General features: G+C 62.7%; 10 protein-coding genes. 4 read left to right on the top strand and 6 right to left on the bottom strand.

Features of this window, described 5'->3' with window-relative positions:
- Positions 1-947 (top strand): hydrogen peroxide-inducible genes activator (locus tag AC5E6N_RS21440; protein WP_491749722.1); only part of this gene is annotated, 947 nt, incomplete at its 5' end.
- A 68-nt stretch (positions 948-1,015) separates the two neighbouring features.
- Here AC5E6N_RS21440 and AC5E6N_RS21435 read toward each other — a convergent pair.
- From AC5E6N_RS21435 to AC5E6N_RS21425, 3 genes are all read right to left on the bottom strand, one after another.
- Entirely contained in the window at positions 1,016-1,216 is a 201-nt protein-coding gene (locus AC5E6N_RS21435) for a VOC family protein (protein WP_491749721.1), read from the bottom strand.
- 86 nt (positions 1,217-1,302) lie between these two features.
- Entirely contained in the window at positions 1,303-1,992 is a 690-nt protein-coding gene (locus AC5E6N_RS21430; protein ID WP_491749720.1) for a cell wall hydrolase, read from the bottom strand.
- 250 nt (positions 1,993-2,242) lie between these two features.
- Positions 2,243-2,785: a flavodoxin domain-containing protein gene (locus tag AC5E6N_RS21425; protein WP_491749719.1), complete on the bottom strand. Its 543-nt coding sequence runs from the start codon at positions 2,783-2,785 to the stop codon at positions 2,243-2,245.
- A gap of 285 nt (positions 2,786-3,070) precedes the next feature.
- On the opposite strand from AC5E6N_RS21425, the gene AC5E6N_RS21420 reads away from it, so the two are divergent.
- On the top strand, positions 3,071-4,138 hold the full coding sequence (locus tag AC5E6N_RS21420) for a P-loop NTPase family protein (protein ID WP_491749718.1): 1,068 nt from the start codon (positions 3,071-3,073) through the stop codon (positions 4,136-4,138).
- Positions 4,135-5,724, top strand: coding sequence for an ABC transporter transmembrane domain-containing protein (locus AC5E6N_RS21415; RefSeq protein ID WP_491749717.1), 1,590 nt, complete (start codon positions 4,135-4,137; stop codon positions 5,722-5,724). Before AC5E6N_RS21420 ends, AC5E6N_RS21415 begins: the two co-directional genes overlap by 4 nt.
- 39 nt (positions 5,725-5,763) lie before the next feature.
- Here the strand turns inward: AC5E6N_RS21415 and AC5E6N_RS21410 are convergent, their stop codons facing one another.
- Positions 5,764-6,510 (bottom strand): anti-sigma factor family protein, encoded by a 747-nt coding sequence (locus AC5E6N_RS21410; protein ID WP_491749716.1) that lies wholly within the window; start codon positions 6,508-6,510, stop codon positions 5,764-5,766.
- Positions 6,507-7,040, bottom strand: a complete 534-nt coding sequence (locus AC5E6N_RS21405) for an RNA polymerase sigma factor (protein ID WP_491749715.1) — start codon at positions 7,038-7,040, stop codon at positions 6,507-6,509. Before AC5E6N_RS21405 ends, AC5E6N_RS21410 begins: the two co-directional genes overlap by 4 nt.
- A gap of 121 nt (positions 7,041-7,161) precedes the next feature.
- On the opposite strand from AC5E6N_RS21405, the gene AC5E6N_RS21400 reads away from it, so the two are divergent.
- Positions 7,162-8,598: a S8 family serine peptidase gene (locus AC5E6N_RS21400; RefSeq protein ID WP_491749714.1), complete on the top strand. Its 1,437-nt coding sequence runs from the start codon at positions 7,162-7,164 to the stop codon at positions 8,596-8,598.
- Between the two features lie 4 nt (positions 8,599-8,602).
- Here the strand turns inward: AC5E6N_RS21400 and AC5E6N_RS21395 are convergent.
- Positions 8,603-8,814 (bottom strand): tetratricopeptide repeat protein (locus AC5E6N_RS21395; RefSeq protein WP_491749713.1); only part of this gene is annotated, 212 nt, incomplete at its 5' end.

Genomic DNA, 8,814 nt, shown 5'->3' with positions numbered 1-8,814 from the left:
TCAATCGACAGGACCATGAACATTCCATGACCACCCTCCGCCAGCTAAGATATCTTGTCGCGCTCTCCGAAGAACTGCATTTTCGCCGGGCGGCGGAGCGTGTTCACGTGACGCAACCGACCCTCAGCGCGCAGATACAGGAGCTGGAAAAAAAGCTGGACGCGCCGCTTGTCGAACGCGGATCCGCGCGGGTAATGCTGACGCCCCTCGGCAGGGAGATTTCCGAACGCGCCCGCCGGGTCCTGTCGGATGTCCAGGATATTGCCGATCTTGCGGCCTCCTCGCATCACGGTTTCGACGGAACGATCCGTCTTGGCGTGCCGCCGACGCTCGGACCGTACCTTTTGCCGCACATGATTCCGGATCTGCACACGCGATACCCCAATCTGAGGCTCTATGTGCGCGAGGGCAAGCCGTCCGAACTTCAAAGCCAGTTGCAGTCGGGCGAGTTCGATCTTGTCATCTCACCATTGCCGATCGTTCAGGCCGACCTCGAAATGGACCGCATGTTCCGCGAGCCGCTGAGGGTTGTCGCCGCGCCCGATCACCCGCTGGCCTCCAAGGATACGGTGCTTCGCTCGGATTTGTCGGGACAGAACGTTCTTGCTCTTGAACGCGGACATCACCTCCACGACCAGGTCAGCCGGCTGTGCGAGGATTTCGGCGCAACGCTGCTGCGCGATTATGAAGGGACCAGCCTCGATACGCTGCGCCTGATGGCCGGTATGGGCGTCGGGCTGGCCTTCCTGCCGGCGCTTTACGTGCGCTCGGAGATCAGCGGCCGCAGCGAGGTCGCGGTGCTGAACCTGAATGCGCCGAACCTTTTCAGGCAGATCGGCCTGACATGGCGCAAGCGGTCCGTTCATGCGCCGATGTTCAAGGAGATTGCCGAACTCGTCCGCCTGACCGCCGATCAGCAACTGTCCGAGATCACGGTTATTCGCTAGCTGTCCAGGCCGTCGAAAGACTGCCAGGGCACACACAGGATGGAATAAACGGCGCGGTCAAACGTTTGTTACGGCCGGCCTTGCAGTTTTGATTTCAGATCGTCGTCGAGTTCTTCAAGCGGAAAATCGACATGGATGTGATTGCCGTCGGGGTCACGGAAAGACGGGCGCGCGCCCTCCGTAAGGCCGGGCACATCCCGGTACCAGGCAACCATGTCCGCAAGGTTGACCGTCACGATATTCACATGGTCCAGACGCGTAATCGGCACGGCGGCTCCCGTTTGTTCCGCGGGGAGCCATTAAGGGAGTGTGGCGCGCGCAGTGTCAAGCAACGCCGGATGCCGGCGGCACAAGATCAAAGGGAAGGCGGTGTCGCCGACTTTTCAGGATAGGCCGGCCCCGGGCCGCCAAATGCCGCAAGCTGAACGGACATTGGCGGCTTCGCCTTACGGTAGCGCTTGACGACACGGTCGCTCCTGAAAAAGACATGGGCGCCGACGCGCGTGAGGCGCTTGAGCTTTCTCGACCACACCGGGTTTACATCAAAGCGATGATAATGGGTCATGACGCCGACCGTCGCGAAGGGTGAGCCGAGCACCGCATCATTGTCCAGAAGCGGCCTGACACTGTTTGTGAACTGGGCGATCCGGCTCGCTTTGGCAAATGCCTTGAGGTTCCCGGGAAAGTCGCTCAGCCTGTCGCAGGCAAAGGAAAACTGGCACCGGTGCGGTCTCTCGGAATTCTGATAGACGACATCGCAGATGCTGTCCGGATAGGCGCCCGAGCGCACCCGGTTGAGCACGGTGATGCTGACCGCATACTGGCCGGGATCGGGTTCGCCGCGTGCCTCGTGATAGATCGCCAGCGCAAGACAGAAGCGTTCCATGTCCGCCCCCGCGGACAGCGGCGATTGCGGCGACACCATCAGCAGTTTCGGTGACGCCATGGTCAGGTTGAACATGAGTGCGGACGCGGCGTTTGCCGGCTGCGAAAACGCCACCGCCATGCAGATCCAGATAAATATCGAGGCCAATACTCTAAACATGACACAACCTCCACTTGGAGGCAGTGTGACTCAATCAACTCAAGATTCCGGAAAATGCGGAAGCCGTATTTTATCAATGTTATTAAGTATTTGTTTGCGATAAACAGATCCGTTGCGCGACCCTGCAGCATGGTCTGGCGGCAGGGTCCGGGCCGGTTTGTGCAGGACGCGGCATCGGGGCGGGACGAGCAGCCCGCAAGCAGGTGAATCCGCCAAACCGGAAGCGGCCGGATATCGCCCAAAACGGCAATCACGCCCGGTTGGCGGCATCCTTGAGGGACGCGGCAAACGCGTCCACCGCTTTTCCCAACGCATCCCAGTCGGTGAATTCACGGTCCTGCGTGATCGGCGCGCGGTCCTCCAGAACGATATGTTCGACGATCTGGTTCATGTAATAGTCGTATTGGTCGAACTTCAGCGCTCCGGCGACAAGTTCGGTGACGTCGGGTTTGAGCCCGGTGTCGTCGACAAACCCTTCCGCATACCGTCTGGCCTCGTCCTCGCCATTCTCGAAAGCGACGGACAGGCTGATAGACAACAGCATGGTCGGCATCGCCTTGAGTTGCGCCCGGTGCGCCACGGCGAAGTTGAGCAGCGTTTCCTGGTGCTGCCTCTGGTGGACGGACCCGGCCAGAATGGCGGCGTCAAAGGAGGACATGTCGAGATCCGCCATACGTCTTCGGCTGTCCCTGGTCTCCACGTCATGGCCGGCCTCAGCCAGTCTGGCCGCGCAGAACTCGGCAATTTTCCGGGTCTGACCCTCGGTGGTGCCGTAGACAAGCAGTATGCGCATGTTTCACCTCCGTTCGATCTTCCAAGGCAGGAGCGGTTGTTATCGAAAAGCCTAGGTCGCGTTCCGCGCCGCTGCCTTGCGATAGATCAATCCTTCTTTCTCACGCAATGCCACCGCCCGTCACTCAACGTGAGACACCCGCAAGGCCCCTTCATTCGCGGGCATTTCGGGCCGTTTGCCGCCCGGGCTCAAAAAACCGCTTGATCGGGCCGGAATAAGTTTCGCGCTGCGCCGTTCCCCTTCCATTGCCGCTGTGCGGCGGGTCGAAATTTGAAAGGGAGACCGATGCAGATTCTCGAAAGACACGTGGTCAACGCGGCAAAGCGGGCATTTTCCTGTCGGCGCGTTCCCAAGGAGAAAATCAAGACATTGTTGAAGGACGGGCCCGGTCCGCGGGCCGGTGATCTCGTGCTTGCCCGCGTGAGCCGGCTGGGCTCGCATCAGCGGATTGAATTGCCGAGCGGCCGGCGCGCGACGCTTATTCCCGGCGACAATATCATTGTGGCCTATGGCGACAGATACGCGCCCGACCAGTATGAGGCCTATGTTCCGAAGGACCTCAGGCCCTGCCATCTCGTGGCCGCCGGCGGTGTCGCCTCGCGCGCCGTTGCATGGCACGACAAGATGGGCAGCGGACCGACCTGCATCGAACCCATCGGCCTGCTGGGCTGCGCCCGGGCCGAACCGCTCAATCTGGCGGACTTTGCCCTGCCCAACGCCAAAGGCCCCATCCCGCAGGCCGTGTTCGCGGTCTTCGGAACCTCCATGAATGCCGGCAAGACAAGGACCGCCGCAACGCTGGTCAAGGGATTTGCCGATGCGGGATACAGCGTCGGCGCAGCCAAGATCACCGGCACGGCGGCCGGCGGCGATCCCTGGCTGATGCGCGATTACGGCGCGGACGAGGTGCTTGATTTCACCGATGCCGGTTTTGCCAGCACGTTCAATATCCATCCGGAACGGATTTGCGATGCCGCGGAGAGCCTGCTCGGCACACTTGCGCGCCGCGGCTGCTCCGTCGCGGTTGTCGAGATTGCGGACGGGCTTTACCAGGCGGAAACTGCGGCGCTTGCGCAAATGGAGCGGCTGCAGTCGATCCTGACCGGCACGTTCTTTGCCGCCGGCGACGCCATGGGCGCGGTATCGGGCGCGTCGGACCTTGCGCGCGGCGGACACAGGGTTCTTGGCATAACCGGTGCGTTGACCCGCTCGCCTTTGGCAGTGCGCGAGGCGGCAGCGGCATCGTGCTTTCCTGTTCTCGGTCTCAACGATCTGTGCGACCGGGGCGCGGTGAGCGAATGGGCAGGCCTTGCCGGGATAGGGCTGGCGGCCGTCGCGGGACAGGAGCGATGAGCACTCCCGTCCTGTGGACCGGCCGCAGGCTTCTGCAACTGGCCGGTCTCGCATCGATCGGTGTCGTTCAGGCGGCATCGGCGCTTGCCGTCGCCTTCGCCGGCAGCCGTCTCTTGACCGGCGCGGATCAACCCGATCTGCGTCCGGCTCTATTGGCGGTCGTTGTCGGCGGAACGACACTCCTGATCCTGGCCCGTGTCCTGCAGCGCCGATATGCCGAGGCATTCGCGCTCGGCTATGTCACCGAACTGCGCACGGCGCTGATCAGCCACGTGGTGCGTATTCCGGCCGACACGCGGCGCCTGCGTTCCGGCCTGGTGATGACGCGTGTGGTGAATGATCTCTCCGCGATCAAGCTGTGGCTTGCAAGCGGCCTTGTGGCGATGGCCGTTGCGGGGGCGATGCTGGTGACGATCATCGCCCTGCTTTCTCGTTTCGAGCCGGCGCTGGCGGTTCTTTTTGCCATGGCCTTTTGCCTCTGGGCCGTTCCGACACTTCTCTGCCTGCGTCCGCTGAACAAGCGGATCCGCGAGAGCCGTCGTCGACGCGGGCGCATCGCCGCACGCGCAGGATCGATCCTCAATGCACGCCTGACACTGCTTGGCTTCGGCCGCCACGGCCCGGTCGTACGGGGAATGGAACGGCGCTCGGTTCGCCTGAACAAGGCGCTTGTCGGTCGGGCGACCTTTTCCGGCCTGATGCGGTCGAGCGGTGACCTCATTTTCCCGGCCGTCGTTCTGTTCGCCAGCGGTTTTGTCTTTTCTTCGCCTGGCTGGTCGATGGACGCCGTCTCGCTTGGGGTCCTGGCGATGACGACCGGTCTGCTTTCGGCGCATCTCAGTTCCGTCGCGCTTGGCATGGAATACCGGCTGGCGCACCGCGTTGCGATGGAGCGGCTGAAGACCGTGCTCGCTTTGCCCGCGATCGAGCTGGACAGGGGCGGCGGCCTTGAAGAAACACAGGGCGCCCCCTGCCTGCGCATCGACAATATGCCGGTCGGCCCGCTGGAACGGCCCGTTTCACTCAGCGCCGCGCCCGGCGAACGGGTTGCCCTGACCGGCCTGTCCGAGGCCGAGACCGCCGATCTTGTGCTCAAGGTCTCGCGTGTGAAATCCAAGGGCGGCGGCGGGCTTTTCCTGTTCGGAAAGGAAAGCGCCTCCATTCGCCCGAGAAAATGGTTGCGGCGCATTGCGCCGATTTTCCCCGGCTTTCCGCTGGTCAAGGGAAGCGTTGCGACAAATGCCGCGCTCGGCGCTCCGTCCGACATCGACAAGGAAGAAGTCCAGCGTGTCCTTTCAGCTTTCGGAATAACCGGGCATGAGGCAATGCTGGAGGTGCGGGAGGACGGCAGGCTGCTTGACGTTCCGGCTCATGCGGTGCGCGCGGCGAGGGCCGTTTTGCGCCGCAGCGCACTGGTCCTCATTGCCGACCCTGATCTCACCGGCGACACCGAGATGTTCAAGTCATTGCTGCTTGAACTCGCAAGGCGCGACGTCACGGTCGTCGTGGCCGGCCATCCGCCGCGGGACCTGACCGAGCGCTTTCGCCGTGTCGATCTCACGCCGCGGCTCTCACGGGTGGCCTGATCCGCCCGTGAGCATGTCTTTCAGGCTCTCGCTCCAAATCTACCTGATTGATCTGAGAAGTCCGGCCTCGTCTTCAGCCGACAGCGGCTGTCCCGCGCCGACGGCGGTCAGATAGGCATCGAGCGCTTCAAGTGAAGAGGCCGGCGCGTAACCGGAAGTATTTTGCCCCGCAACCACCGTAAACTGCAGCTCCCAGCGATCGCCGGGCCTGCAGGCGACGCCGACAACCGTTGTATTGTCGGTGTGGTCGACCTCGAACTCACGGCACAGCGCGCCGTCGGTACCGCGATAGCTGGCAATCGCGCGGAACCGGTCGCCGTCGGCAAGGTCGCTTTCGGCTCCGGACGCGACCGAGTTCAGCGCGCTGACGATACCCGGCTGCGCGAGATCCGCCATCTGCAGGCCGCCGGGCGCCGTCTGTGACGGGGAGCCGACGAGATAGCCGCCGATTGCTCCGGCGACGAGCGCAATGGATGCCGCCAGGGGCAGGGCCCAGCGCTGGCGCGCCTGCGGCGCGACACGGGCGGGACCCGGGAAGGCCGTGACATTGCTTTGCGGATCGACCATCGCATCGACCTTCGCCGCCAAAGACGCCGGCACGGCCTCCTCCAGCAGTGGCTGCAGGCTGTCCCTGGCCAACGCGCCGCTTTCCATGAAGGTCGCGACGCGCGCGGCGACATCTTCGTCGGTCTCGATGGCCTGTTCGACCGCGGCCTGTTTTTCCGGGTCCAGTTCGCCATCGGCAAACGCCATGAGTTCCTCGTCACTGAAGCGCTGTTCGGTCATTTCGATAAACCTTTCCTGTCTTCAGAACGTGTGGAGCCGTCATCTATTCCCATCTCGCCCATTATTTTTTTCCGCGCCCGGGCAAGCCGGCTCATCACCGTGCCCATGGGCAGGTCGAGCACTTCGGCGGCCTCCTTGTATGAAAGGCCTTCAACACTGACGAGCACCAGCACTTCACGCTGGTCTTCGGCCAGCGCCGCGATGCGCCTTGCCGTCTCGTCCAGCATCAGGCGCGCCTCTGTGACCGCCGCCCCGTCCTGGCCGACAAGGAAATGCGCGTCGTCGATATCCGTCGTCGGCCCTTCGGTCTTTTGCCGCCTTGTGCGGTCGATCCAGCTGTTGCGCAGAATCCGAAACAGCCATGCGTCCATGCGCGTGCCCGGCTGGTAGCTGTCACGGTTGGCAAGCGCTTTTTCACACGTGGTCTGGACAAGATCGTCCGCAATATCGCGTGATCTGCAGATCGATATGGCGAATCGTCTCAAATTCGGCAGCAGGGCGATCAATTGTTGGCCAAATTCGTCTGCCATGTGCGACTGGATCCCTCAGACGGAAATAAAACGATTTCTGGAATAAAACGGTCGGACGTGCGTTATCTTGCCATAGTGATGTTGGGCCGGTCGGCCTCTGGCAAGAAAAGAGCAGGCAAGCATGGCACTTTTTGGAACACCCTGTCATCCGTCATCGTCGATTCCGGCTTTTATCAGTGTTTTGGCGCTTGCGGCACTTTTTTTGTCCGCCGAGGCTCTGGTCGACCCCGGCCGGACCTGGCACGCCGCTGCGCTTGCTGATGATGGCGACGGCGACGGTGACGGTGGAGACAGTGGCGACAACGGCTATGACGGAGATGATGACGATGACGACAACGATCGGGGCGCTTCATCCCGCTCACGCGGCGCCGGCTCGCAGAACCTGCCAAACCTTTTGAACGTTTTCCGCCCGAACCGGCCGGTGCGCCGCGCCACAGGCGCTGCCCGGCCCGCGCCGCGCGCAACCCGTGCTCCGGACGAAATCATCGCGACCGGCCTGGACGATGACGATGTCGACGATCTGGTCGAGCGAGGATATACGGTTCTCAGCCGCGACGACATCGATGTCCTGGATGAAACCGTCGTGCGCTTTCGCATTCGCGGCGGCATATCGCTGGATGATGCCCGCATCGAAGTTGTCGCGGCAGACGACGACGCGACTGCGGATTTCAATCATTATTATCGAACCAACTCCTCGGACAGTCCGGCGCGGCGCGCATGCGAGGGGCCCGGTTGCCCGGCGCGTGAAATGATCGGCTGGCCGCTGCCCGTCGACGGCGCCGGTGTCTGCCGTGCGGAGGTGCGGATCGGTCTGATCGATACGGATATCAATCCGGATCACACGGCGTTCAAGGACGGCCGGCTTGAGGTCATCGGTTCCCCGGTTGAGGGCGAGCGCAAGTCGTCGCGCCGCCACGGCACCGCCGTCGCCTCGATCCTTATCGGCTCGGCCGAAAGCCGGTCGCCGGGGCTTTTGCCCAATGCCACCGTTATCGCTGTCGACGCGTTCTACCGCAGTGGAGGTGGCGATGAGCGCAGCGATGTTTTTACGCTGGTGCGGGCGATGGACATGGTTGCGGGCCGTGACGTCGCGATTATCAATATGAGCCTGTCGGGCCCGCCCAACGCCGTGCTGGAGCGGATGGTTCAGAGCCTCAACGAACGCGGCATCGTCATCGTTGCGGCTGCCGGCAATCGCGGCCCCCGGGCCGAGCCGGTCTATCCGGCGGCCTATCCGGGTGTCATCGCGGTGACAGCCGTGGACCACCGAAGACGGGTCTATCGGCGCGCCGGTCGTGGAGAACATATCGACATCTCTGGCCCCGGCGTGGACGTGTGGATCGCCGCCTCGATACGCGGTGCAAAATTTGCCACCGGAACCTCCTACGCCGTTCCGTTCATCACCGCAGCCACGGCACTCGCCCTCCAGGATCCACAGACCCGAACCCATGACGACGTCATGGCCGCACTCGCCCGCCACGCCATCGACCTCGGCGAACCGGGCAGGGACAACGTCTTCGGCCATGGCCTGCTTCAGGCCGCGGATTTGTGCGGGTAGGCCTTTAGTCCAGATCTCTCAAACTAAAGGGTATGATAGCTTCTTGCGGGTTTTTGTCCACACCGCTACCGTCTCGATAGCATAAGCCCAACTGGTACATTGCCTCAACGTGTCCCGCATCGGCGGCTCGCCCGAACCAACTGATAGCTTCTTGCGGTTTCTTGTCCACACCGCTACCGTCTCGATAGCATAAGCCCAACTGGTACATTGCCTCAA

It is taken from the genome of Hoeflea sp. (assembly GCF_984452065.1).
Note: the sequence above shows the minus strand (reverse complement) of the source record. Positions and strands in the feature narration are given on the sequence as shown.